Raw genomic sequence first — 24,455 nt, forward strand, 5'->3', positions numbered from 1 at the left:
GTGGGGACGGCGTATCTTGAGGTGATGGCGGGTTGCTTTCATGCGCAGCCCGATTGCCTCCAGGTATTTAAATGTCCGACACGAAAATAATTGCCATCGTCGATGATGATGAATCGGTACGCATGGCATTGGATGGTCTGCTGCGTTCCAACGGCTACACCGTTCGGCTCTATGCCAATGCCCAAGCCTTCCTTGACTCCGACGGCCCGCGCGCTGCGGCGTGCCTGATCAGCGATATCCAGATGCCCGGCCTTACCGGCATCCAACTCTACGAACGCCTGCACACCCTTGGCATCGCGCTACCGGTGATTTTCATCACCGGCTATCTCGGCTTGCCGCCAACGTTCGACGAATCGCTGCCCGCCCCGATAGCGTTCTTTCCCAAGCCGTTTTCCTGCGCCCAACTGATGGCGTGCCTGCAACAGGTAATGGGCCGTTAATACCTTGGTATAGCCGCCTCACACCTACGCATGCCCACACTGACCCTAGGTAGAAGTGTTCGAGACAAGCGCCCTGGTTAGTCTTTCTCCACGCAGTCCCACTCACGTAACAAAGACTCTCCAGGAGCAAACCATGAAACAGCACATTCTTATTATTGGCGCAGGGTTCGGTGGTGTGTGGAGCGCGTTGAGCGCAGCCCGGCTGCTGGACAAACACGACCGCAACGACGTGCAGATCAGCCTGCTCGCCCCGCAACCCGAGCTGCGCATCCGCCCCCGGTTCTATGAGCCCGATGTGCACACCATGATGGCTCCACTCGGCCCGTTGTTCGACGCAGTCGGCGTGAACTTTGTAGCCGGCGCAGCCGACAGCATCGATGAAAACAGCAAGCAAGTGACTTACCGCAACGCCGCCGGCATCTCCACCACGCTCCAGTACGACCGCCTGGTACTGGCCGCCGGCAGCCGCTTGAATCGCCCACAGATGCAAGGCATCGAGCATGTCTTCGATGTGGATCAGATTGAAGATGCCACGCGCCTGGAAGCCCATATCAAGGCGTTGAAAAACCTGCCTGAGGGCGCGGCGCGCAATACGGTAGTGGTGGCCGGCGGCGGTTTCACCGGTATCGAAACTGCCACCGAAATGCCAGCGCGACTGCGTGAAGCCCTCGGTGACAACGCCGACATTCGTGTCGTGGTGGTTGACCGTGGCCCGCAGATTGCCGCGTCCATGGGCGACGGCATTCGCCCCTCGATCATCGAAGCGAGCCAGGAACTGGGCCTGGAGTGGGTGCTCAACACCTCGGTGGCTTCGGTGGATGCCGGCGGCGTGACCCTGGCGAACGGCCAGCGGATTGAATCGAGCACCGTGATCTGGACCATTGGTTTTCGCGCCAACCCGCTCACCGAACAGGTCAGCGGCACCCGAGACCCGCAAGGCCGCCTGCATGTGGATGGCAACCTCAAGGTCAAAGGCCAGCGCGATGTCTTCGCCGCCGGTGACGTGGCCTACGCCGCCACCGATAACCTGGGCAACTTCGCCGGCATGTCCTGCCAGCACGCTATCGCCCTGGGGCGCTACGCCGGCAACAACGTCGCCGCCGACCTGATCGGCGTGGCCCCGATGACCTACAGCCAACCCAAGTACGTGACCTGCCTCGACCTCGGCGCCTGGGGCGCGGTGTTCACCGAAGGCTGGGACCGCCAACTGAAACTGGTGGGCCAGGAAGCCAAGGAACTCAAGCACCAGATCAACACCGTGTGGATCTACCCACCGGCAGCCGAGCGTGCAGTCGCATTGGCGGCGGCGGACCCGTTGATTCCGGTCGCCTGATTCACCCGATCCCTACACCGGGCAGCCCCCTCCTTGCTGCCCCGGTCACTCCCGAGCGCCCGCCAATGATGTTTCGGCGGGCGTTTTTTTGCGCGCAAACTCGGTTAAATGTGGAAGAGGGGCAAGCCCTTATGCCAGTCAATTAAGAAGTAGCCAGTGTAAAAGCAACCAGTGGCGAGGGAGCTTGCTCCCGTTGGACTGCGTAGCAGTCCCAGTCTTTTAAAACAAAGAGCTGGGGCCGCTTCGCGGCCCAACGGGAGCAAGCTCCCTCGCCACAGATACACTGTTCGCCTTAACTGAGTGGCGTTAGGGCAAACCCCCACCTACAGGTTAATCGCGAGCCACAACACCCTGCCCAAACCGCTGAATCGCCAGGCAATACAAAATCAACGCCAGCGCCGCCAACAACCCGCCCGCCGCGCCGATCCAGGCGAAGCCGAAGTGGCTGCCGACCCAGCTGCCCATCAACGCCCCACCGCCAATGCCGATGTTGTAGATACCGGAAAACATCGCCATGGCCACGTCGGTGGCATCCGGTGCCAATACCAACACCTTGGACTGCATCGCCAGGCCAAAACCCATGATCGCCATGCCCCAGAAGATGCTCAGCACCACCAGGTACGACTCGGCCCCGCTCAGCGGCAGCAACAGCGCCAGGCATGCCGCGAGGATAAACACCGCGCCGACCACAAACAGGTGCGGGTTGAAGCGGTGCACCAGGCTGAACAACAACGAGCCAATGATGCCGGCGCCGCCGAACACCAGCAGGATCAGGGTCACGGCACTGCCACCCATGCCCGCCACACCTTCGACGAAGGGTTCGATGTAGCTGTAGGCGGTGAATTGCGCAGTGACGGTCATCGCGGTCAGCACGTACAACGCCACCAAGGCCGGACGCTTGAACAACAACGGCAGGCTACGCAGAGAGCCAGAGTTCTGGCTCGGCAACGAAGGCAAGGTGCGCGCCAGCCAAAACACCAGGGCGGCGGCGAACGCGCCGATCACCAGAAAGGTGGTGCGCCAGCCCATGGCTTCGCCCAGCAGACGGCCCAACGGGATCCCCAACACCATCGCCAGCGACGTGCCGGTGGCCAGCAGGCCCAGGGCTTGCACCTGCTTGCCCTCCGGCGCCAGGCGTACGGCCAGGGACGCGGTAATCGACCAGAACAGCGCATGGGACAATGCGATGCCGATCCGACTGAGCATCAGGATGCCAAAGCTGGTGGCGATGCTGGAGAGCACATGGCTGGCGATAAACAGGCCGAACAGCACGATCAGCAGTTTGCGCCGCTCGACGTTGCGGGTCAGCAGCATCACCGGCAGCGACGTCAGGGACACGATCCACGCATAGATGGTCAGCATCAACCCGACGCTGGACACCGGCATGTCGAAGCTGGCGCCAATGGCACTGAGCAGCCCGACGGGCACGAATTCGGTGGTGTTGAACACAAAGGCGGCCAGCGCGAGGGCGATGACCGGTTGCCAGTTGGCTTGGGGTGTTGCGGCTGAAATGCTCATTGAAGGGCGCGGTACTCGGACGATGATCAAGCGGCCACCCAGGACAAGCGCCGCCGCCGAGCATTCTATAGGTTTGCGGCCCGGTTGGTGGCGCTGATCCTGATCAAAAAGCCATCATTTCATCAAGGCGCGGTAAGGGTCACCACGTATGCTCCTGACTGAATCGGCTTTCCTCGGCCATCCACCAGTTGATACCGTTGGTCGTAATAGCGCCCTGCGCCACTGTCGGTCAGCAGCTTGACGTGCACCGGCGCATTGCCCACCGCCTGCACACTGCGGATGGGCTGCACGTCGAACTGGCTGTCGCGCAGCTTTTGTGGGCAGCCCGTCAACTCCAACGTCGAGCCGCCTCGCGAACTCGATTGGCAGCCGGGTTCAACGATGCGCCCCTCAAAGCGGATCACACCGCCCGCAGCGATACAGCCGCCCGCCCACAGTGCAAGAAAGCCAGCAACCAGTGACAAACGCTTAACGCTGTTCATGACGACACTCCTTCCTGGGTTGTTACCTAGGAGGTCGTCTGGCCCACTGTTTACTTGAGACCGTTCGTCTGCGTCCTACAGAAAAATCACGGATCGACCTGCCCCATCATTTCCGGGATCGACTCCGGTCGTTTGGCGTACCGCTGGGCCAGCGCCGCACACACCATCAATTGGATCTGATGAAACAGCATCAACGGCAAAATCAGCACGCCCATGGTCGCCCCGGCGAACAGCACCTGGGCCATGGGCACACCCGTCGCGAGGCTCTTTTTCGAGCCGCAAAACAGAATAGTGGTGCGGTCTTCTTGATTAAAACCGAATGCCTTGCCCAATACGCTGGACGCCACCAGCACCAGGCCCAACAACACACAGCACGCCACGACAAGGCCGCCCAGCTCCCACAACGGGATCTGGTGCCAGATACCTTCGTTGACCGCTTCGCTGAACGCACCGTACACCACCAGCAGGATCGAGCCCTGGTCGACGAATTTCAGCCAAGCCTTGTTGCGGCCGACCCACTCGCCAATCCAGCGGCGAGCGATCTGCCCGGCAATAAACGGCAGCAGCAATTGCACGCTGATTTTCAGGATGGCATCGACGGTAGAGCCACTCTCGCCGTGCACGTTGAGCAACAGGGTGACCAACAACGGCGTGAGGAAGATCCCGAACAGGCTCGACGCCGCCGCACTGCAAATGGCCGCCGGGATATTGCCCCGCGCCAGGGACGTGAAGGCAATCGCCGACTGCACCGTGGCCGGCAAGGCACATAGATAGAGCATGCCCATGTACAGGTCTTTGCCGATCAACGGCGACAGCAGCGGTTTGAGCGCCAGGCCCAGCAGCGGAAACAGCACGAAGGTCAGGCTGAACACCAGCAAGTGCAGGCGCCAATGCCCTGCCCCGGCGACGATGGCCTGGCGCGACAGCTTGGCGCCGTGCAAGAAAAACAGCAGCGCAATGGCCAGGTTGGTCACCCAGCCAAAGGCCACGGCGGTCTGGCCACTGGCGGGCAGCAGGGAGGCGAGGATCACCGTGGCGATCAGCGTCAGGGTGAAGTTGTCGGGCAGAAAACGCGGGCGGGTCATAAGCAAATCTTCCAGGGGTTGCCAAGAGCATCGCCGCGACTCTAACGTAACGGCTTGTTACCGACTAACGCCAATGAGCCAACAAATGCCGCCTAAAGGACACGACAAGACCGTCCGCCGCAGTGTGCCCGGGCTTTCCAGCCTGCCACGCCCGGTGTATGGGCGTACCGAATCCTTACCCAATCGCGCGCTGACCCGCCGCCATAGCCACCCGTGGGTGCAATTGTCCTACGCGATTTCCGGGGTGCTGGAGATCCAGACCAGCGTCGGCCGCTTCGTCGCGCCGCCTCAGCGGGCGGTGTGGATCCCGGCCGGTGTGCCGCATCGGGTATTCAGCTCCCCGCGCACGGAGATGCGCAGCCTGTACCTCGATTGCAGCGTGACCGCCTGGGCCAGCGAGCGTTGTCACGTGCTGGAAGTGAGCAGCCTGTTGCGCGAATTGATCCGCAGCTTCAGCGAACTGCCGGTGGAATATGCCGTGGACGGGCCAGATGGGCGCTTGGCCCAGGTGGTGCTGGACCAGTTGGCGGCGGCGCCGCAGGTGGACTTGATGTTGCCGTTGCCGCTCGACCCGCGCTTGCGGCAAATCTATCGCAGCCTGAATGCACACCCGGAGCAACAGACGACGTTGGGGCAATGGAGCCAGAAACTGGGGGTGAGCGAGAAGACGTTGAGCCGGTTGTTCCTGAGCGACACCGGGCTGACATTTCGCGCATGGCGCCAACGCTTGCGCTTGCTGACCGCCCTGCCCTCCCTGGAACAAGGCGAGCGGGTGACGGATGTGGCATTGGGGTGTGGGTATGAATCCACTTCGGCCTTCATCAATGCGTTTCGCCAGCAGTTTGAGGCGACGCCGGGGGAGTTCTTCCGCTGATGTATCAGATATCTCAGATGTAGGAGATCCAAATGTGGGAGGGGGCTTGCCCCCGATAGCGGTGTGTCAATCACTGATGTAACAACTGACACGCCCTCATCGGGGGCAAGCCCCCTCCCACATTGGATCTGCTGTGCTGGCTAGAGGTGGGACTTGGCCAAAATTGCCTGGAGCAGTACATCCGCTCCCGCGGTCGACCATTCCTGGGATATTTCTTCCGCTTCGTTATGGCTCAAGCCATCCACACACGGCACAAAGATCATCGCCGTCGGCGCCACCTGGTTCAGGTAACAGGCATCATGCCCGGCCCCGGAAATCATCGGCCGATGGCTATAGCCCAACGCCTCGGCAGACGCTCGCACCACCTCCACGCAGTCAGCATCAAACGCAATCGGCGCGTACTGGAAGATCTGCTTCACGCTGTGCTGCAAGCCAATCCCTTCGGCGATCTGCGCCACGGCCTCACGCAACTGCCGGTCCTGCTGTGCCAACACCGCTTCATCCGGGTGGCGGAACTCCACGCTGAAAAACACCCGCCCTGGCACGACGTTGCGCGAGTTGGGGAAGATATTCGCCATGCCCACTGTGGCGCGGCCTTCGGCGCCCTGCTCCAGGCCCAAGCCGTTGACCGCTTCAACCACACGGGCAAAACCGAGCAAGGCGTCCAGCCGATGGTCCATCGGCGTGGTGCCCGCATGCGCACTGCGGCCCGTCAGCTCCACTTCGTACCAGCGTTGGCCCTGGGCACCGGTCACCACGCCGATGGTGATGTTCTGCGCCTCAAGAATCGGCCCTTGTTCGATATGCAATTCGAACGCAGCGTGGATCGCCTGACCGCCAACCGGATGCGGCCCGGCATAGCCGATATGCTGCAAGGCCTGGCCGATGGTCACGCCGGCCTTGTCTTCGCGGGATAAGCCGTATTCCAGGTCAAACACACCCGCATACACGCCGGATGAAATCATCGCAGGGGCAAACCGCGAGCCTTCCTCGTTGGTCCAGTTGACCACTTCAATCGGCCGGTCGGTTTCGATGCCCAGGTCGTTCAGGGTGCGCAGTACTTCCACCCCGGCGAGCACGCCGTAGATGCCATCGTACTTGCCGCCAAACGGCTGGGAATCACCGTGGGAACCGGTGATCACGGGTGCCAGATGGTCCTGGCGACCGGCACGACGGGCAAAGATATTGCCCATGGCGTCCACCCGAATGCTGCACCCGGCCTCTTCGCACCATTGCACAAACAGGTCGCGGCCACGGCGGTCCTCATCGGTCAATGCCAGGCGTGACACGCCGCCTTTTTCCGTAGCGCCGATCTGGGCCATCTCCATCAACGAGCCCCACAGGCGCTCGCCGTTTACGCGCGCCAGGTTACTCATGGGGCTTGGCCCGATAACGGAAATCACAGCGGTGATCGCCGCCCATGATGGTCTGGGTGCGGGTCAGTTCGATGTCCGGGTTGTAGCCGACGATGAACAGCTCATCGCGATTGCACGACAGCAGGTGGCCGATCTCGCCCAGGCCCATCTCGTTGTACATCTCGGCGTAGCGGCAGCGCTTGACGTCGTAGTCGTAGTGCTCGGCGTCGCTGGCGATGATCTCGACTTTCAGCGCATCGTCCTTTTCCCACAGCACTTGCAGCTCGACGAAGCTCTTGAGGTCGGCGTTTTCTTCCAGCGCGGCAAAATGCTTCCCCGCCTGGATCGCCGCGTTGCCCACGGCTTCGCCGATCACGGCAGCGGCAAAGTCCTTGCCCTGTTCGCGCTTCAAGATCTCGTAGATCGGCTTGATGATTTCCGCCTCGATGCGCCGCCGGGCCAGGATGCCCAGTTCACCTTCCAGTTTGCTCATTGTGTGCCTCCATCAGCTCCACAGCATCGGGCGCCCCACAGGCGCCCGACAAAACGATTACTTACCGCCCGCCACGCTGACCGGCTGCCATTGGTTGGCTTTGACCTGGTACACGGTGAACGATGGTTTCTTCAGGTTGCCTTCGGCATCAAACGCAATAGTGCCGGTCACGCCCGGGTAGCTGATGGCGCGCAGTACCGGCAGGTACTTCTGCGGGTCGACCGAGTCGGCTTTTTCGATGGCCGCGACCAGCACGCCAACGCCGTCATAGGCGAACGGGGCATGCAGTTCGATACCGTGCTTGTAGCGTTCTTTGTACGCCTGTTCGAACGCTTTGCCGCCGGGCATCTGCGACACCGCCAAACCCGGCTCCAGGGCAATCACGCCCTCGCCTTCGTTCTGCGCCAGCTCCAGGAAGGTCTGGCTGACAAACCCACCGGCGCCCATCAACGTTGCCTTGATGCCCAGTTGCTTGATGCGACGAGCCAACGGCGCGGCCTGGGAGTCGACACCACCAAAGAAGATCAGGTCCGGGTTCTGGCTGCGGATATTGGTGAGCACGGCGCTGAAGTCGATGGTCTTGTCGTCCACATATTCACGGCCCACCACCTTGGCGCCACCGGCTTCGATGGCTTTGACGAACTGGTCCGCCAGGCCCTGGCCAAAGGCGGTGCGGTCGTCGATCACGGCAATGCGCTTGGCCTTGAGGGTGGTCAACGCATAGTCACCGGCGACCTGACCGCCATCGTCGTCATGGCCCATGATGCGGAAGCTGGTGTCGAAACCCTGCTGGGTGTAGGCGTGACCGGTAGCCACCGGCGCCACCTGGGCGATGCCGGCATCGTGGTAAACCCGCGCCGCGGGGATGCTGGTGCCGGTGTTCCAGTGGCCGACCACGCCGACCACCCCTTCGTCCACCAGGCGCTGGGCCACGGTGACGGCGGTGCGTGGGTCGGACTGGTCGTCTTCGGAGACCAGCTTGAAGGTCACGGCCTCACCGTTGATTTTCGGGTGTTTGGCGTTGGCCTGGTCGATGGCCAATTGGGCGCCGTTTTCCAGGTCCTTGCCGATCCGTGCCGACGGCCCGGTGAGTGGGCCGGCCAGGCCGATCAACACGGTCTGGTCAGCCTGGGCGACGGCGCTGGCCAGGCTGCTCAGGGCCAGGCCGATCAGTGCGGTTTTCTTCAAAGTGCTCATCAGTGATTCCTGCTCATTTTTCGGGCGGGTCGGAACACGCCGGGCGTCCGGTAGCGTCATGGGGTTATTCGCCGAGATACGCGCTGCGCACTTCGGGGTGTTCAAGCAAATCCTGGGAGGGGCCGGTCAGGCTGATGCGCCCGGTGTCCATCACATAGGCGCGGTCGGTGACTTGCAGCGCCAGCCGTGCGTTCTGTTCCACCAGCAACAGGGTCATGCCTTGGCTGCACACGTCGTCGATCACCTGGAAAATCTTCTCCACCATGATCGGCGCCAGGCCCATGGACGGTTCATCCAGGATCAGCAAGCGCGGGCGTGACAACAGCGCGCGGGCCAGGGCGAGCATTTGTTGCTCGCCGCCCGAGAGCAGGCCGGCGGATTGGTGCAGGCGTTCTTCCAGGCGCGGGAAGTGTTCGAACAGTTGGCGCATTTCGCGCTGTACCTGATCGTTGTCGCGACGCAGGAAGGCTCCGGCCTGGAGGTTTTCCAGCACACTCATGCGCGCAAAAATCCCACGGCCTTCGGGGACCAGGGCGATGCCTTGGCGCAGCAGCTTTTCCGGGGCCTGGCCGCGGATCGATTGCCCGGCAAAACGGATCTCGCCCGCCGCCGCCGGGAGCAAGCCGGTCAGGGCCTTGAGGCTGGAACTCTTGCCGGCGCCATTGGCGCCGATCAACGTCACGCGCTCGCCTTCATCGATATGCAGGTCGAGGGATTTGACGGCTTCGATGGCGCCATAGCGCACCTGCAAGCCGTCGACTTTCAAGAGGGGTTCAGACATGGGCACTGGCTCCCAGATAGGCTTGAATCACCGCCGGGTGCTGGCGTACCTCGGCCGGCGGGCCCACGGCGATGACTTGCCCGTAATCCAATACGCTGATGCGGTCGCAGACGCCCATCACCAGTTTGACGTCGTGTTCAATCAGCAAAAGCGTGTGGCCGTCGTCGCGGATCTTTTCCAACAGGCCGCGCAGTTGCACCTTCTCGCTGGCGTTCATGCCTGCTGCGGGTTCGTCCAGTGCCAGCAGGCGTGGTTCGGTGGCCAGGGCACGGGCAATTTCCAGGCGGCGTTGATGGCCGTAGCTCAGGCTGTCAGCGCGGTAATTAGCGAACCCGGCCAGGCCGACGTAAGCCAACAAACGATGGGCGTGGGCGCGGGTTTGCGCTTCTTCTTCCCGCGCCCGGCGATGTTGGCTCAAGGCGGCCCACAGGCCATTGCGGGTGCGCACATGGCGCCCGACCATGACGTTTTCCAGGGCGCTCATGCTGTTGAACAAGCGGATGTTCTGGAACGTTCGGGCGATACCGGCTTCGGCCACCTGGTGCACGCTGGTGGGCTGATAGTCGCGACCGTCCAACTGAAAGCGCCCCGAGTCGGGTGTATAGAGCCCGGTCATCACATTGAAAAACGTGGTCTTGCCCGCACCATTGGGGCCGATCAAGCCGTAGATCTCGCCGGGCTGGATGCTCAGGCTCACGTCCGTCAGCGCCGCGACGCCGCCGAAGTGTTTGTTGACCTTGTCGATCTGCAACAGCGGTGCGTTCATCGTGCCACTCCTTTGGGCCACAAACCGGCGGGTCGATAGAGCATCGCCAGGATCAGCGCCAAACCGTAGAACAGTTGCCGGATGATCTCCGGGTCCACCAGCACCTGGCCGAACAGCGCCTGTTGCAGCGGGCCCATACTGGCGCGCAAGGCTTCGGGCAAGGCCGCCAGCAACACACAGCCGAGGATCACGCCGGGGATATGGCCCATGCCGCCCAACACCACCATCGCCAACACCGCGATGGACTCGTTAAGGGTGAAGGACTCCGGCGAGACAAAGCCCTGGAACGAAGCGAACAGCACCCCGCCCACGCCGCCGAACGCGGCGCCAATCGCAAAGGCCAGCAGCTTGAGGCGCACGGTGTTGATGCCCATGGCTTGGGCGGCGTCTTCGTCTTCACGGATCGCGACCCAAGCGCGGCCAATGCGCGAGCGCTCGAAGCGGATGCACGCGAACAGGATCAACACCACCAGCGCTGCAAACAGGTAGTAATAGAGGTACACCGAAGGCAGGCGCAGCCCGAACAGCTCCTGGGTGCGCGCGAAGTTCACGCCAAACAGGTTGACCGGATCGACCTGGGAAATGCCCTTGGGGCCGTTGGTGATGTTCACCGGGCGGTCCAGGTTACGCAGCAAAATGCGAATGATCTCGCCAAAGCCCAAGGTGACGATGGCCAGGTAATCCCCACGCAAGCGCAGGGTCGGCGCACCGAGCACCACACCGCAACCGGCTGCGAGCAACGCGCCCAACGGCAGGATCAGCCAGATCGACGTGTGCATGCCCGCCGGCAGCATGGCTGCCAGCGCGGGGAACTGTTGCAGCAAATGCGGCGACGACAGCAACGCCGCCAGGTAGGCGCCCACCGCGTAGAAGGCGATAAAGCCCATGTCCAGCAGCCCCGCATAGCCGACCACGATGTTCAAACCCAGGGCGAGCATGATGTACAGCAGCGCGAAATCCAGGGTGCGCACCCAAGTGTTGCCACCGGCATGGCCGACGATCCACGGCGCCAGCACCAGGGCCACGGCGAACAACAGCAAGCCCAGGCTTGCACGCTGATTGGGAGAGAGAGACTTGATCATGCGCGGGTCGCCAAACGTTCGCCCAACAACCCGGAAGGACGGAACACCAACACCGCGATCAACACGATAAAGGCGAACACATCCTGGTAATTACTGCCAAACACGCCGTTGGTGGCCGCGCCCAGGTAGCCCGTACCCAGGGCTTCGATCAGCCCCAGCAGCAGACCGCCCAGCATGGCGCCCTTGAGGTTGCCGATGCCGCCCAATACCGCAGCGGTGAACGCCTTGATACCCGGCAAAAAGCCCATGTAGAAATGCGCGCTGCCATAGTTGCTGGCCATCATGATCCCGGCCAGTGCCGCCAGGGCGCCGCCGATGGCGAAGGTGATCACGATGATGCGGTTGGGGCTGATGCCCATCAGGCTGGCAACTTGGGGGTTCTCGGCCACGGCGCGCATGGCCCGGCCGAAGCGCGTGCGCTCCACCAGCACCAGCAGCGCGATCATCACCGACACAGCAATGCCAATTGTGGTCAGCGCGGTGACGTTGGTAATCGCCGGGTGCGCGGAGGCGCCGGCCAGCACTTCAATCGGCTCCAATGGCAGCAATTGCGGGAACATCTGCGGGTTACGGGTCCACACCAGCATGGCGAGGGTTTGCAGCAGCAACGACACGCCAATACCGCTGATCAACGGGGCCAAACGAGGGGCATTGCGCAGGCGACGGTAGGCCACGCGCTCGATCACCACCGCCAGCACCGCGCAAAAGGCCATGGCGACCACGGTGGCGCACAGCAATACCAGCACCGGCGGCAGACCGGGAAAGGTCGCCTGCAACAGGCGAATCATCGACAAGCCCACCAGCGCGCCGATCATCAACACATCGCCGTGGGCGAAGTTGATGATGCGCAAAATGCCATAGACCATGGTGTAACCCAGGGCCACCAGCGCGTAGAGACTGCCCGTCATCAAACCATTGAGCAGTTGTTGGATAAACCCATCCATCAAAACCTTCGACCTCAGTGCGTACAAGGGCGGCACACTAAGCATCTATTCTGTTTTTATCAAATATCAGAAAGTCATATCGTTATATCAAAGCTGAAACACGCTGTTTATGCCGTAAATACGGCACTTATGGCTCTTTATTTGCGTTTCAAGTTAGTATTTAATTCAACACATGAATAAATCAGAACAATTAGCCAATGACCCTCCCCTGCGTGCTGTGCGCTCCTTCGAAGCGTTTGCGCGCCACGGTGGCGTGAATGCCGCCGCTCGCGAACTGGACGTGTCCGCTTCAGCCATCAGCCATCAACTGCATTTGCTGGAAGATTTCTTGCAGCAACCGTTGACCTTGCGCCAGGGCCGCAACCTGGTGCTCACCGATGAAGGCCGCGAGTACTACCGTGCGATTCGTTCGGCGTTTGCGGTGTTGCGCAGCGCCACCGAACATGTGCGCGAAAAAAGCGCCACGCGCCAGGTGACCATCAGCCTGATCCCGCTGTTTGGCATCAACCTGTTTATCCCGCGCCTGGCGAGCTTCCTCCGCGACCACCCGGCGCTGGACATCAACGTGACCTACGCCAACCACCGCAGCTACCCCAGCGATGCGGCCGATTTGTCGATCCGCTTTGGCACCGGGCATTGGCCGGGGTATCACAGTGAACCGCTGATCTCGGGCGCGGTGACGCCCTATTGCAGTCGCGCGTTTCTGGCGCAGCACGGGCCTATCGACACGCCCCAGGCGCTGAGTGAGCTGCCGCTGTTGCATGACGAGGAACGCGGTACATGGGGCCAGTGGTTCGAAGCGGCCGAAGTCGACGCCACGGCGCTGAATGGGTTGCTGCTGGAGGACGGCCAACTGGCGCTCACCGCAACCCTCACCGGCCTGGGCTGCGCACTGTTGCGCGAACCGTTGGTGGGGCCGCATGTGGCCAGCGGGGAGTTGGTCAAGCTGTTTGATCTGGAGGTCAATGATGGGCGCCAGTACTACCTGTGCCGGCGGGCCAACAGTGAATTGTCCAGCGAAGGCAATGATTTATATGACTGGATCAAGCGGAGTTTGATTGCCGGCTAGCCTTGCGCAGATCCCAATCACTGTGGAGATCAAATGTGGGGAGGGGCAAGCCCTAATGCCAGTCAGTTAAGAGATGACAGGAGCAACACCGCCTCTGTAGTGAGCGGGCTTGCCCCGCGCTGGGTGGCGAAGCCGCCCCAAAACCATCCACCTCGGTGTATCTGAAACACCGCAGTGCTTGGGTTTAGGGCGGCTACGCCACCCAGCGCGGGGCAAGCCCGCTCACTACAGAAAGCCGCTCATCTGCTGTTTACTTAACTGACTGGCATTAGGGCAAGCCCCCTCCCACATTTTTGAATTGCTCTATAGCTGAAATCAGCTGCCGTTACCGCCATGGGCCTCTTCGAAGAAGTAGTCCTTCCAGCTTGCCGCCTTGTTTTTCAGCACGCCCAACTCCTGCAATTTCTCGGCATAGATATAGGTACGCTGCGGCACCACGGTGAAATCGATCTCCGGGTCCTGGACGATCTTCTCCACCAGGTCCAACGGCAACTTCGACTGCTCTACCCGAATGTAGGCCTTGGCCGCAGCGGGCTTGTCCGCCTTGATGATCTGCTCGGCTTCGGCCAGGGCGTCATAGAACGCCTTGTAGGTCTTGGGGTTTTCGTCGTGGAATTTCTGCGTGGTGTACAGCACGTTGAACGTGGCTTGCCCACCGAGGATGTCGTAGGAACTGAGCACTTTGTGCACATTCGGATTCAACAGTTCTTGATACTGGAACGGCGGGCTGGAGAAGTGCGCGTTGATCTCCGAACCACCGGCAATCAGTGCAGCGGTGGCGTCGGGGTGCGCGAGGCTGATGGAGATATCGTCAAACTTCTTGTAGTTGGCATCGCCGAACTGCTTGGCGGTCTCGATCTGCAAGGTGCGCGACTGGAACCCCACGCCAGCGGCGGGCACAGCGATGCGGTCTTTTTCGGTGAAGTCCTTGAGGGTCTTCACGTTAGGGTTGTTGGTCAGCAGGTAATTGGGCATCGAGCCCAACGAGGCGATAGCCTTGACGTTCTGCTTGCCCTTGGTGCGGTCCCACAGGGTCAGCATCGGCGGCACACCAGCCGACACCACATCCAGCGCGCCGGCCAGCAGCGATTCATTCATCGCGGTGGCACCGGAGATGCTGTTCCAGTCCACCTTGATATCCAGGCCCTGCTCCTTGCCGTGTTTCTCGATCAGGTGCTGATCACGAACCACGTCGAGGATCAAATAGCCGATACCGAATTGCTGGGCGATGCTGATCTTGCCTTCAGCCTGGGCACCGGGGCTGAGCAACGCAGTCGCGGCAGCCAATGAGGCCGCCAACAGGGTCAGGGAAGAACGCTTGAAGGTCATGGGAATCTGCCGCACTTTTGAGAAGGTGAGCGAGGGTAGCCAGGGTTTTTAAGACAGCAAAAGAATATCGAGGTCTATTGTTATGCAAAATGGCCCACAAACACGCGCCCGGCTGGTATTGTGCCGCGCTTTGAAAAACCGCCGAACCTGCGAGGAAATGCACGTTGAACACTGACGAAAAAATGACCGGGGACCTGTTCGAGGTGGATAAGCGCCTGTCACTCAAACCCGTGGTGGACTTCAACAGCTACCTGCGCAGCGCCTTCGGCGACGGCCCGTGCACCTGCATCCGTTGCACCGCCAGCGGTGGCGATGAAACGGGCTACGCGTTCCAGCACACCTTCACCTTCGACGGCAAACCCACCCACCGCTGCTTTGCCACCACGGCGGGCAGTGATGTGTTGCAAGTGTTGAAAAAGGCCTGGTTGTCGTACACCAAGGCCGAGTTGCCGCTGAGTGGGGTGCTGGCACTCGATACGGTGAAGGAGTTCGTCGAGCCGCAACTGCACAAGCGGTTGATGCCGCTGTTTTTGGCCAGTGGGTTGGTCAAGGATGTGGAGGGAGAGTTGCAGATTCAGCCGCAGGACTAAAGGTCGGCGAACTTGTGTGGGAGCGGACTTGCTCGCGAATGCGGTAGACCAGTCACCTGAAGTGTTGGCTGACCCACCGCTTTCGCGAGCAAGCCCGCTCCCACATTGGATCTACTGCGCATCTTAAATGCCCGCCAGGACTGCCGGATCCCCCGAGCGCCAGACGTTATCCACGGTCACCCGCTGGATCAGCCATTCGCCGCCCTCGCGCACCAGCTCCACGTCATAACGGTTCTTCATCAGGTAATGCCGCGACGGGTCGCTTTGCGGCACGTGTTGCGCTTCGACCAGGGCGTCCAGGCGGGCGCCGTCACCGTTCAGGGTCACCCGTGCATTGCTCACGGAATGGGTGGTGTCGAGTGGACCGAGGGCGCCGAACAGCGTGGTAACGATGGTGTCGCGGCCCTCCAGCACCGGGTATTCGAAGCCCGCCTTGGCGGCCGCCGGGCGGAAGTCCGAGACAGCGTTGGCAGTGAATGCCGAGGCCAGCAAAGCGGAGTTTTTCAGGTCGATGCCCGCAGCAAAGCGATGCAGGGTGTCGATTACCGCGAATGTTTCGGCGGCGGTTTGCAGGTCTGTCATGAGGTAATTCCTGAAGGTTTAGTAATCAGTAATCTGCGTGCCAGCAATCGTCTGGGCAAAGCCCATGCCGAACAGTTTTGCAGGGGTTTCGAAGCCAGGGCGGCGCTCGCCACCGAGCACTCGGCGCGCCGCTTCCACGGCGGCCAACGGGGTGTAGCTGTAGCCGTTGACGGTCTCGATGACCGAGCGCGCTACTGTCCCGTCGATACCCGTGACTTCGGCCACGGCGCGGGCACGATGGGCGTCACGCTGGGCCTGAGTGGGGCCATCGGGCAGCAGCGACAGGTCGCCTTCGGGGAAGGCTTCGCCAGTGATGTGTACGAACATCTCAATGTTGGGGATACCGCTGGAGTGCCACGCGGTCACCAGATCGCCAAACGACAATGGCGCGCACAATGCCGGGCCGTCGCCAAAGTCCAGGTGCTGTGGCTGCACATCCGGGGTGGCGAGCAGTTGGCCGTCGATGCGTGCCATCACGCCGGCACCGGTGATCTCGCCGACACTCATGGCCGAGCCACGGGACATGGCACCCGGCACCTGCAAAGCGATCTTGAGCGAATGCGGTTGTTGCACGCGACTGGCGACGTGCATGGCCAGGCAGTCGGTGGGCACCACGTCCCAACCCACGCCGGGCAGCAACATGACATCCGCGTCGGCGCCGAACTGTTCGGCCAGGCGGTACACGTTGATTTCAGCGGTGATGTCCAGGTAGTCGGTGCCATTGGCGATGCACGCACGCATCAAGGCTGGGGCGGTCTGGGCAAAAGGCCCGGCGAAGTTGAGCAGAACGTCGATGCCCTCCAGTTGGCTGGCGTCTGCGGTGAATACGCGGTAAGGCGCATCCAATTCGGCGGACAAGGCGGCCAGGCGCTCGGCGTTGCGACCGGCGATCACCAGGTTGAGGCCAAGGTTTTTCGCGTGTTCCGCCGCCATGCGCCCGGTGTAGCCAGTGGCGCCGTAGATCATCAGGGTTTTCATGAGGTGTGCTGCCAGTTCTTGTAGACAAATTCGAGGCTGTAGCCGTCCGGGTCCAGCACGTTGGCGGCGTAGTAGTTGGGGTCGTAGTGCAAGCGGGCGCCGGGTGCGCCGTTGTCGGTGGCGCCGTTGGCCAGGGCGGCGGCGTAGGCGTTTTCCACTTCGGCGCGGTTATTGGCGACAAAACCTACGTGTACCGCTCGCCCTTCCACCACGCCTTCCCGCAGCCAGAAGAACATCCGCCCGTGGGCGCCAAAGCCTTTCAGGTCAGGGTGGCCGGGTGGGTCGTCCTTGCCGTCGTAATCCAGGCGTGCGGTGATGCCCAGGGGTGTGAGGGTGGCTTCGTAGAAGCGGATCGAGCGCTGGATATCGCTGACCGAGAGAAACAGATGATCAAGCATGGTGTGGCCTCCCGATTCAGATGATGTAGCCGCCGGCGACTTCCAGGGTCTGGGCATTGATCCAACGACCTTCTTCCGACAGCAGCATAGCGATCACCCGCGCCACGTCGTCCGGTTCTCCCACACGCCCCAGGGCGGTTTGCCCGGCCAACAGGGCTTCGAACTCGTCGTTCAAACCGCCGCCCAGTTCCGTGCGGATGGCACCGGGGGACACGGCATTGGCGCGGATGCGACGCTCGCCGAACTCCTTGGCCATGTAGCGGGTAAGCACGTCCAGACCGCCCTTGAATGCGGCGTACGGCGCCACGCCTGCGGTGGCAACGCGGGTGGTGGCGCTGGTGAGGTTGACGATACTGGCGTGTGCTTCCAGCAGCGGCAGCAAGGTTTGGGTCAGGAAGAACGGGCCTTTGAGGTGCACGTTGAACAGGCCGTCGAACTGCACTTCGGTCACCGACTCCAGCGGGTTGAACAAGCCGTAGCCAGCGTTGTTCACCAGACCACTCAGCGTGTTGACGCCCCAAGTGGTGTGCAGGGTGTTCTTCAGCGTTTCGCCAAAGGCCGCGAACGTGCTGACATTCGCCACATCCAGTTCAAGCGCCACGGCTTTGCCGCCGTCCGCTTCGATACGTTGCACCACCGCATGCGCTGCATCCGGGCTACGGTTGTAGGTGAGGATCACCCCATGCCCCTGGCGAGCACAGAGTTCGGCGGTACTGGCACCGATCCCGCGGCTGCCTCCGGTAATCACGATGACGCTCATGGCCTGCTCCACTGCTGAAAAGTTGAGTGACCACAGTAGCCATCGCCCTGCCCCTCCACTCAACCGTTCCTACTCCAATCCTGCCTGTTTCTGCTTTCTGCTTGCACAAGGTCTGTAGGAAGGAACAGCATGCCCAGCATGAATACTCAATTGATCGAACTGCGCGCCCTGGCCGCAAACGCCGAAAACCGCCGCACCGAGACCGGCATCCCCCGCGTGGCGATGGTCCAGGGGGCGATTCCCGAGCATATGCTCGCGGCGGTGTATGACCCGATGATCAACCTGATCCTGCAAGGCAGTAAGTGCATGACCGTGGGTGATCGCACGTTGCATTACGACCCCGCGACGTATTTTGTGATGTCCATCGAGTTGCCTGCCGTGGGCGTGGTGAACCCGGCGGCTACGGGCGAGCCGTATCTGGCGGTCAGCCTGACGCTGGATCCCACGGTGCTGACCACCCTGCTCAACGACCTGCCGCCGCCCAGCGGACGCTGCGAACAAGAGGCTGGATTCTCAGTGGCCGCCGTCACGCCGGCCTTGATGGATGCCTGGGTACGCATGTTGCGCCTGATGGGTGACCCCGTGGCAATTGCCGCGCTGGCGCCCGCGTATGAACGGGAAATCCTCTACCACGTGCTGCAAGGCCCCCATGGCTGGATGCTGCGCGAGATCGCTGCGCCAGATACGGCCATGGCGCGGGTCAGCCGGGCGATCCAGTGGATTCGCCGCGACTTTGCCGAACCGATTAGAGTTGAAGCACTGGCGTCGATGGCAACGATGAGCGTCTCGGCGTTTCACCGGCACTTCAAGGCGGTGACCAATTTGAGCCCGTTGCAGTATCAGAAACGTGTGCGGTTGTTGCAGGCGCGCACCTTGATGGTAGCCAGTGCGAGCAGCGTGACCAGTGCGGCGTTTGAGGTGGGGTATGAAAGTGCGACCCAGTTCAGCCGGGACTATGCGCGGGTGTTTGGGTTGCCGCCGGCGAGGGATACGGCGCGGATTCTGGACCAGTCCAAGGGGTTGCGGCCTGACACCCAGTGAATAATCCGTGCTGACGGCCGCCAGCCGGATTGTCCACACGTTTTTTTGCAAGCAATTTCAACAGACTCTGTAGTGCACTCAGCGTGATTCATCATTGAGGCGTGCATCTCCTCTGCCATATTGCGAGAAAGCAACACTTGCGCACGAATTGCCCACGGTGCCTCACGGAAACCTCCTAAAAACGCCCCCTCAAGCCGTGGAACGTGCTCCTGTGCAGCTCATGACTTCAGCGCATTGCTGTGTTCTGACAGCCGTCAAGACGCAAGCTGAGTGAATTCGTTTCCATCGACCCGCACCGTGGCTTTCGCAACACTTGCTCATATTTGCGCCGAGCACCGATTTTTTATAGGTTTTGGTCGGGCTCATCGAGAGCCCTCACAACAACCTTCAAACAAAAAAAGAGGTTTCAACCATGGGATACATGGCTAGCGCAAATGCAAACAAAATCGCCGAAATGGAGCAACTGGAACAGGATCACGCGGATGACTTCATAGAGACGCTGCAACTCACTGATACGGAAAAAGCGGAGCTGGAAGCCGAGTAAGTAAGTGAGTCGAGGAGAGGCTGCGCCTCTCCTCCTTCCCAGGAGTCGTCCCCATGAACACACCCCCAACCATCGCCCAAGAGCGTAGCCAATCGCTGGAGCAGGCCCACCAACAGATTCTCGCCCAGTTGGATATGCTCAAGTTGCGCCCGCACTTGCGTACCGTTGGAAAAGGGGACCTGTGCGTACAAGCCTGTTTGTACGATGAACACTCCACCGAAGTCGCACGTGGCTCAGGCAAGGGCAACCTGGCAGCCGCGCGTGTGGGCGCACTATATGAAGCGCTGGAGCACTATTTGAGTGACGACCTGCATGCGTCGCCCCTTCACCGCCAGGCGTACGGCCATTTTGCCGGTCAGCCACGGTTTGGTGATGACAGCGCTCTGGCCTTGCTGATCGCACAACAAGAAGACGCTATCGTCTGCCGCACCTATCGCTGCCTGGTGGACAGCACGCTATTCTCCTATCCCATTGCATTGACATGCCCGCACTATTGCGAACACCCTCTACACGACGACTTGACGGACCTGCGTGCCGTACGCCGCTACTCAAGCAACAGCGGCACCGCCATCGGCGCCTCCTACGATGAGGCGATGCTGCATGCACTGAATGAAACCGTAGAGCGTGATGCCTTATCACTGTTTCTACTGCAGCACTTCTACTACCAGGCCACTCTCGGCCTGCGCCGGGTCGATCCGCAAAGCCTTGGCCCAGAGGCCAGGGACTTACTGCATTCACTGGGCCAGCAACTCAACGCCGAAGTGATCTTGCTGGACATCAGTCGCGAATTTTGCGCGACCACCTGCCTGGCCTTTACCGATAGATCATCGTTATTGCCTGCCGTGTACGGCACAGGTACATCCCTGACGCCGACCCATGCGGCCTGGCGTGCGCTGACCGAACTTGCGCAGTTGCAATTACTCGCCACCGAACCGCCCTTGTACAACTATTTGCTCAACGCCCAGCGACATCTGGCCCGGTTTGCACGCCTGCAACGTTGCCTGCAGTTCGCCCCGGAACGCTTGCTGGCGCAACCTGTCGAGTGGGTACAGTTACCCCAGCGACAAGCCTGCGCTGATCTTGGCCAACAGATCACATGCCTGACGGACGATTTGGCCAGCCACGACCTGACGCCTGGTGTATGCAAACTGTTTGAAAGCCCCCTTGGCACTGCACTTGTCCATGTAGTGATCCCAGGGCTGGAGCGTTTTTTCCTGGTGTCCACCGGCAATATCGTGGTGGCGCAACAACGCGGCAGACGCCTGTGTGGTGCGCCCGCATGAATACCTCAGGTACTTTGCAACACCATCTGGAACCGCTGGGTTTCGGGCTCAGTCAGTTGTTTGTGCTCAACACAGGCAGCCGCCACTGGGCTGGCCGCAACGGGCCGTTGCACGATGAGCGGGGACAGCGCCGGCTGGGCAGTATCTTGCGCCCCTCCATGCTGTTGGGTCCCCTCGCCGGGCAACACTGGAGCAATGAGGGTGTTAGTTTTTTTTATCAGGCAGCAACACCTGAAGCCAAGCAACTGGCGTTTGTGCAAGCACAACAGCATGCCCACAGCGACGTGTGCTTTCCCTATCCGCCGCTTGGAGCGCACCGTGAGGAATTCGTCTGCCCGACGAGTTTCTGGGAGTGTGATGATGAACTTGCCGAGCAGTTGAACATCGACGAAGCGCACTTTCGCGAACAGTGCGTCACCGTACTGCGCGAGCGTCTCAAGCCCGGGGCGCTGATCCATGACCCCGCATGCTCCACCGGCAAATTGATCGCCCATCTGGCCCGGGCACTGCCCCATTGCCTGTGCCTGGGCTCTGACCTTTCAGCCTCGATGATCCGCCACGCGTCGAGACACTACACCGGCGCCAACATAGGTTTCAGACAAGCAGATGCCGCCCAGGCAAGCCCTGCCTGCGATGCACTGATAATACGGTTTCTCAACGCCGAGGTGGTCACCCGACGCGATGCCGAGCATTTGCTGCGCAGTTTGCTCGGAGACCTTAAACCGGGTGGCGTGGCGTTGGTGTTTGGTCACACGCCGGTGCTGCCAGCAGTCTCGTGGGTCGTGCAAGCGCTGGGCATGACCCTGCAATCCGCGTTGGCATCCAGGCCGGGGCAGCTGGAGCTGTTCCAGTTCTACCTGCTCACTCGCCCGCCAGCATGAAGATCGCGTATCAAAGCGGCTACTTGCCGGTATCCGGCGGCCATGAAGTGTATTGGGAGCGACACGGTCGAGAAGGCGAGCAACCCGTGTTCTTCCTGCACGGTGGGCCGGGTGGATGCTCAAGCCATGATCACCTGGCCTTTTTTGACCTTGAGCACTTCGACATTGTCCTGTTCGACCAGCGCGGTGGTGGACGCTCAAGACCCCACGGCGAGCGACAGAACAACGATACGGCCAGGGTGGTCGAGGATATAGAGGCGTTGCGACAACACTTTGATTTTGCGCAGATCAGCTTACTGGGTGTGTCCTGGGGCAGTTGGCTGGCCCTGCAATACGCCCGTTGGGCAACGTCGCGGGTCAACCGAATGGTGCTCGCCTCACTCTTCGTGCCCTGCCCCCAACATGTAGCAACCTACCATCAGGCGTTGACGCGGTACTTACACACACAAGAATCGACCTCGTTCGAACAACTGTGCCTGGACCTGGGGCGGCCTTGCCAGGCACTCGCTCAAAGGGCTGCGATGGCCTGGGCACGCGCCGGTTTGCGGTTAAACCGCCAGTATCTGGACCCCGTGGCGCTGGAACGTTTTATCGATGCCGCCGCCTTGCGTGCAATCGCAGTGGAACTGCACTACCACCAGGCAGGTTACTTTTTTACCGAGCAGGATCAAGCGCTGCCACTGAGCACCCCGTGCCAGGTGATACAAGGCATCGATGACCCCATCGGTTTGGCGAGCCTGCGCTGGTTGCGCCAACGTATCCCCCTGAGCTGCCGGCTCTTGCGGGCCGGACATGACACGTTCAGCCCCGTACTGCTCAATGCGATTCGCCAGAGCCTCATGCCAATCCAGGGCACACAGTAAAACGGCACGCTAAGCGTGCCGTTTTACTTTGCCGTGGGCCTCACTTACTTACGCGCTGCTTCCCATGACTTAAGCAAGTCACCGTAAGCCACGGTCTCGCCCTTGGGCTTCTCGTTGGCCAATTTCGGCTTCGGCGCACCCGGCTGGTCGAACCAGTATTGCGCGTCACGCTCTTCGTTCATTTTCGGGCCGCACACCGGTTGCACCTTGGAGCGTTCCAGGCGCGTCATGATGGCGTCTTGTTCCTTGGCCAGGTTGTCCAGCGCCTGTTGCGGGGTTTTCTCGCCGCTGGCGGCAGCGGCGATGTTGCTCCACCACAGTTGCGCCAGGCGCGGGTAGTCCGGCACGTTGGTGCCGGTAGGCGACCATTGCAGGCGGGCCGGGCTGCGGTAGAACTCCACCAGGCCACCCAGTTTCGGCGCCATGTCGGTCATGGCCTGGGAGTTGATGTCGGACTCACGAATCGGCGTCAGGCCAACGATGGTTTTCTTCAGCGACACGGTTTTCGAGGTCACGAATTGCGCGTAAAGCCAGGCCGCGAGTTTCTGTTTCTCCGGGGTGGATTTGAGGAAGGTCCAGGAGCCTACGTCCTGATAACCCTTCTTCATACCGTCTTCCCAGTAAGGCCCTACAGGCGACGGCGCCATGCGCCATTTCGGCGTGCCGTCGGCATTCACCACCGGCAGGCCCGGCTTGACCATGTCAGCGGTAAACGCGGTGTACCAGAAGATCTGCTGGGCGATATTGCCCTGGGACGGCACCGGGCCGGATTCGGAGAAGGTCATGCCCGCCGCTTCCGGTGGTGCGTAGGCCTTCATCCAGTCCACGTATTTCTGTGTCGCAAACACCGCGGCCGGGCCGTTGGTGTCGCCGCCACGAGTGACGCTGGAGCCAACCGGGTGGCAGTCCTCTACGCGAATGCCCCACTCGTCCACCGGCAAGCCGTTGGGCAACCCTTTGTCGCCGCCGCCGGCCATGGAGAACCACGCATCGGTGAAACGCCAACCCAGGGACGGGTCTTTCTTGCCGTAGTCCATATGCCCATAAACGCGTTTGCCGTCGATTTCCTTGACGTCTTCGCTGAAGAATTTGGCGATGTCCTCGTAGGCCGACCAGTTCACCGGCACACCGAGCTCATAGCCATACTTTTCCTTGAACTTGGCTTTGAGGTCCGCACGCTCGAACCAGTCGGCGCGGAACCAGTAGAGGTTGGCGAACTGCTGGTCGGGCAATTGGTAAATCTTGCCGTCCGGCGCGGTGGTGAAGGAGATGCCGATAAAGTCCTTGATGTCCAGGGTCGGCGAGGTGAAGTTCTTGCCCTCGTTGGCCATCAAATCGGTGATGGATTCGGTCTTGCCGTAGCGAAAGTGCGTACCGATCAAGTCGGAATCGTTGACCCAGCCGTCATAGATGTTCTTGTCGGACTGCATCTGGGTTTGCAGCTTCTCCACCACATCGCCTTCCTGCAACAGGTCGTGGGTCAGCTTGATGCCGGTGATTTCGCTGAAGGCCTTGGCCAGCACCTTGGATTCGTACTCGTGGGTGGTGAGGGTTTCCGACACCACGTTGATCTTCATCCCACGGAACGGTTCGGACGCCTTGATAAACCACTTGAGTTCCTCAAGCTGCTGTTCGGCCGTGAGGGTGGACGGTTTGAATTCGCTGCCGATCCATTTTTTTGCGGCATCTTCATACGCATCGGCCCAGGCCGAAGCGCTCAAACCGCTGAGGGCCATAACGGCGGCCAATGAAATGCTATGTCGCAGCTTATTGTTCTTATTCAACAT

26 protein-coding genes are annotated in these 24,455 nt (G+C 61.1%); 10 read left to right on the forward strand and 16 right to left on the reverse strand.

Features of this window, described 5'->3' with window-relative positions:
• Positions 1-71: 71 nt before the first annotated feature.
• Both DYL61_RS13740 and DYL61_RS13745 read left to right on the forward strand, forming a co-directional pair.
• On the forward strand, positions 72-440 hold the full coding sequence (locus DYL61_RS13740; protein ID WP_135308755.1) for a response regulator transcription factor: 369 nt from the start codon (positions 72-74) through the stop codon (positions 438-440).
• 133 nt (positions 441-573) lie between these two features.
• The gene (locus DYL61_RS13745) at positions 574-1,773 is read left to right on the forward strand and encodes an NAD(P)/FAD-dependent oxidoreductase (protein WP_135308756.1); all 1,200 of its coding nucleotides are present in this window, start codon (positions 574-576) and stop codon (positions 1,771-1,773) included.
• A gap of 330 nt (positions 1,774-2,103) precedes the next feature.
• Here the strand turns inward: DYL61_RS13745 and DYL61_RS13750 are convergent, their stop codons facing one another.
• The 3 genes from DYL61_RS13750 to DYL61_RS13760 all read right to left on the reverse strand — a co-directional run bounded on the left by DYL61_RS13750 (position 2,104) and on the right by DYL61_RS13760 (position 4,858).
• On the reverse strand, positions 2,104-3,291 hold the full coding sequence (locus DYL61_RS13750) for a sugar transporter (protein ID WP_135308757.1): 1,188 nt from the start codon (positions 3,289-3,291) through the stop codon (positions 2,104-2,106).
• A gap of 122 nt (positions 3,292-3,413) precedes the next feature.
• A complete protein-coding gene (locus tag DYL61_RS13755) occupies positions 3,414-3,773 on the reverse strand; it encodes a type 1 fimbrial protein (RefSeq protein ID WP_135308758.1) in 360 nt (119 codons plus the stop codon).
• Positions 3,774-3,859: 86 nt separating this feature from the next.
• Entirely contained in the window at positions 3,860-4,858 is a 999-nt protein-coding gene (locus tag DYL61_RS13760; RefSeq protein WP_135308759.1) for a bile acid:sodium symporter family protein, read from the reverse strand.
• Between the two features lie 85 nt (positions 4,859-4,943).
• Between DYL61_RS13760 and DYL61_RS13765 the strand changes: the two genes are divergently transcribed.
• Positions 4,944-5,732: an AraC family transcriptional regulator gene (locus DYL61_RS13765; protein ID WP_135308760.1), complete on the forward strand. Its 789-nt coding sequence runs from the start codon at positions 4,944-4,946 to the stop codon at positions 5,730-5,732.
• A 140-nt stretch (positions 5,733-5,872) separates the two neighbouring features.
• Here the strand turns inward: DYL61_RS13765 and DYL61_RS13770 are convergent, their stop codons facing one another.
• The 7 genes from DYL61_RS13770 to DYL61_RS13800 form a co-directional block, all read right to left on the reverse strand.
• Complete coding sequence (locus DYL61_RS13770; RefSeq protein ID WP_135308761.1) at positions 5,873-7,108, reverse strand: Zn-dependent hydrolase; 1,236 nt, start codon at positions 7,106-7,108, stop codon at positions 5,873-5,875.
• Positions 7,101-7,580: an L-2-amino-thiazoline-4-carboxylic acid hydrolase gene (locus tag DYL61_RS13775; protein WP_105699358.1), complete on the reverse strand. Its 480-nt coding sequence runs from the start codon at positions 7,578-7,580 to the stop codon at positions 7,101-7,103. The genes DYL61_RS13770 and DYL61_RS13775 overlap by 8 nt, the downstream gene beginning before the upstream one ends.
• A 57-nt stretch (positions 7,581-7,637) precedes the next feature.
• Positions 7,638-8,777: a branched-chain amino acid ABC transporter substrate-binding protein gene (locus tag DYL61_RS13780; protein ID WP_135308762.1), complete on the reverse strand. Its 1,140-nt coding sequence runs from the start codon at positions 8,775-8,777 to the stop codon at positions 7,638-7,640.
• Between the two features lie 64 nt (positions 8,778-8,841).
• A complete protein-coding gene (locus DYL61_RS13785) occupies positions 8,842-9,558 on the reverse strand; it encodes an ABC transporter ATP-binding protein (RefSeq protein WP_105699356.1) in 717 nt (238 codons plus the stop codon).
• On the reverse strand, positions 9,551-10,324 hold the full coding sequence (locus DYL61_RS13790; protein WP_135308763.1) for an ABC transporter ATP-binding protein: 774 nt from the start codon (positions 10,322-10,324) through the stop codon (positions 9,551-9,553). The genes DYL61_RS13785 and DYL61_RS13790 overlap by 8 nt, the downstream gene beginning before the upstream one ends.
• On the reverse strand, positions 10,321-11,406 hold the full coding sequence (locus DYL61_RS13795; protein WP_135308764.1) for an ABC transporter permease subunit: 1,086 nt from the start codon (positions 11,404-11,406) through the stop codon (positions 10,321-10,323). Before DYL61_RS13795 ends, DYL61_RS13790 begins: the two co-directional genes overlap by 4 nt.
• Entirely contained in the window at positions 11,403-12,350 is a 948-nt protein-coding gene (locus DYL61_RS13800; protein ID WP_135308765.1) for a branched-chain amino acid ABC transporter permease, read from the reverse strand. The genes DYL61_RS13795 and DYL61_RS13800 overlap by 4 nt, the downstream gene beginning before the upstream one ends.
• 172 nt (positions 12,351-12,522) lie before the next feature.
• On the opposite strand from DYL61_RS13800, the gene DYL61_RS13805 reads away from it, so the two are divergent.
• Entirely contained in the window at positions 12,523-13,419 is an 897-nt protein-coding gene (locus DYL61_RS13805; RefSeq protein ID WP_135308766.1) for a LysR substrate-binding domain-containing protein, read from the forward strand.
• 315 nt (positions 13,420-13,734) lie between these two features.
• Here the strand turns inward: DYL61_RS13805 and DYL61_RS13810 are convergent, their stop codons facing one another.
• Positions 13,735-14,748 carry an ABC transporter substrate-binding protein gene (locus tag DYL61_RS13810; protein WP_135308767.1) on the reverse strand — a complete coding sequence of 338 codons (1,014 nt, stop codon included), beginning with the start codon at positions 14,746-14,748 and terminating at the stop codon, positions 13,735-13,737.
• Between the two features lie 164 nt (positions 14,749-14,912).
• Between DYL61_RS13810 and DYL61_RS13815 the strand changes: the two genes are divergently transcribed.
• Positions 14,913-15,338 (forward strand): hypothetical protein, encoded by a 426-nt coding sequence (locus tag DYL61_RS13815; RefSeq protein WP_135308768.1) that lies wholly within the window; start codon positions 14,913-14,915, stop codon positions 15,336-15,338.
• 123 nt (positions 15,339-15,461) lie between these two features.
• Here the strand turns inward: DYL61_RS13815 and DYL61_RS13820 are convergent, their stop codons facing one another.
• Genes DYL61_RS13820 through DYL61_RS13835 form a run of 4 tightly spaced genes read right to left on the reverse strand, consistent with a single transcriptional unit; the run spans position 15,462 to position 18,056 of the window.
• Positions 15,462-15,920, reverse strand: coding sequence for a nuclear transport factor 2 family protein (locus DYL61_RS13820; RefSeq protein ID WP_135308769.1), 459 nt, complete (start codon positions 15,918-15,920; stop codon positions 15,462-15,464).
• Positions 15,921-15,938: 18 nt separating this feature from the next.
• Positions 15,939-16,898: a saccharopine dehydrogenase family protein gene (locus tag DYL61_RS13825; RefSeq protein ID WP_135308770.1), complete on the reverse strand. Its 960-nt coding sequence runs from the start codon at positions 16,896-16,898 to the stop codon at positions 15,939-15,941.
• Positions 16,895-17,296: a VOC family protein gene (locus DYL61_RS13830; RefSeq protein WP_135308771.1), complete on the reverse strand. Its 402-nt coding sequence runs from the start codon at positions 17,294-17,296 to the stop codon at positions 16,895-16,897. The genes DYL61_RS13825 and DYL61_RS13830 overlap by 4 nt, the downstream gene beginning before the upstream one ends.
• A gap of 16 nt (positions 17,297-17,312) precedes the next feature.
• Complete coding sequence (locus DYL61_RS13835; RefSeq protein WP_135308772.1) at positions 17,313-18,056, reverse strand: SDR family NAD(P)-dependent oxidoreductase; 744 nt, start codon at positions 18,054-18,056, stop codon at positions 17,313-17,315.
• 138 nt (positions 18,057-18,194) lie between these two features.
• Between DYL61_RS13835 and DYL61_RS13840 the strand changes: the two genes are divergently transcribed.
• The 5 genes from DYL61_RS13840 (at position 18,195) to DYL61_RS13855 (ending at position 22,668) form a co-directional block, all read left to right on the forward strand.
• A complete protein-coding gene (locus DYL61_RS13840) occupies positions 18,195-19,097 on the forward strand; it encodes an AraC family transcriptional regulator (protein WP_193559440.1) in 903 nt (300 codons plus the stop codon).
• Between the two features lie 412 nt (positions 19,098-19,509).
• Entirely contained in the window at positions 19,510-19,641 is a 132-nt protein-coding gene (locus DYL61_RS31725) for a hypothetical protein (protein ID WP_274594947.1), read from the forward strand.
• A gap of 53 nt (positions 19,642-19,694) precedes the next feature.
• The gene (locus DYL61_RS13845) at positions 19,695-20,924 is read left to right on the forward strand and encodes a YcaO-like family protein (protein WP_193559439.1); all 1,230 of its coding nucleotides are present in this window, start codon (positions 19,695-19,697) and stop codon (positions 20,922-20,924) included.
• Positions 20,921-21,805, forward strand: a complete 885-nt coding sequence (locus DYL61_RS13850; protein ID WP_135308773.1) for a class I SAM-dependent methyltransferase — start codon at positions 20,921-20,923, stop codon at positions 21,803-21,805. Before DYL61_RS13845 ends, DYL61_RS13850 begins: the two co-directional genes overlap by 4 nt.
• Positions 21,802-22,668, forward strand: a complete 867-nt coding sequence (locus DYL61_RS13855; RefSeq protein WP_135308774.1) for an alpha/beta fold hydrolase — start codon at positions 21,802-21,804, stop codon at positions 22,666-22,668. The genes DYL61_RS13850 and DYL61_RS13855 overlap by 4 nt, the downstream gene beginning before the upstream one ends.
• Positions 22,669-22,712: 44 nt before the next feature.
• On the opposite strand, the gene DYL61_RS13860 is transcribed toward DYL61_RS13855, so the two are convergent.
• A complete protein-coding gene (locus tag DYL61_RS13860) occupies positions 22,713-24,455 on the reverse strand; it encodes an ABC transporter substrate-binding protein (RefSeq protein WP_135308775.1) in 1,743 nt (580 codons plus the stop codon).

The organism is Pseudomonas nabeulensis (genome assembly GCF_004682045.1).
Lineage (GTDB): Bacteria > Pseudomonadota > Gammaproteobacteria > Pseudomonadales > Pseudomonadaceae > Aquipseudomonas > Aquipseudomonas nabeulensis.